Here is a 536-nt window from a genome sequence, read left to right on the forward strand (position 1 = left end):
GTTCGGGCGGGATCAGTGTCCAGTCACAACGTGCTGCTTCTTCGATGAGAGCCGCCACCTCATCCTGAGCACAGTAGACGTAGACCACCACGAACTCCGGATCAAGGACCTCTGATCGTGGGCTCAGGAACGTGGCCAGCGACATTTCGACCACCTTGAAACTGCGCCCTTCGGCCTCGATGGGACGCAGCCCCGAACACGGTGCCGCATACTGTTCGGCCCATGCCTCGCGGATCGCGCCCATAATCCGACCTTGGTTTCGTGCGGTCTCCACGTGCACGATACGTCGGTGGATAGCGGCCTCCAGACCTGTGGGAAGTTTGTCGCCGTAGCCCAGAACGCGGCGCTCGATCTCGCGTACCAGAGCCGTGAGGTCACCTGCCCACACGTCGGTCGCGCCCATGCAGTTGGGCTGTGCCGTTGTCTGAAGGCGCTTAAAGCCACTGATCTTAGCGGCCTTGAAAATGTCCTTAATGTGCACCGTTTCTCCTAATGTTCCTGATCCTTATCCAGCTCGTATCCAGCGAGCCAACCTG

1 protein-coding gene is annotated in these 536 nt (G+C 59.5%); it reads right to left on the reverse strand.

Annotated features, from left to right (window positions below):
- Nucleotides 1-481: hypothetical protein (locus AC1RPU_RS07780; protein WP_481769610.1), on the reverse strand; the 481-nt coding region annotated here is incomplete at its 3' end.
- Between the last annotated feature and the right edge of the window lie 55 nt (nucleotides 482-536).

It is taken from the genome of Dellaglioa sp. CoH-55-MRSF-7, from assembly GCF_056782235.1.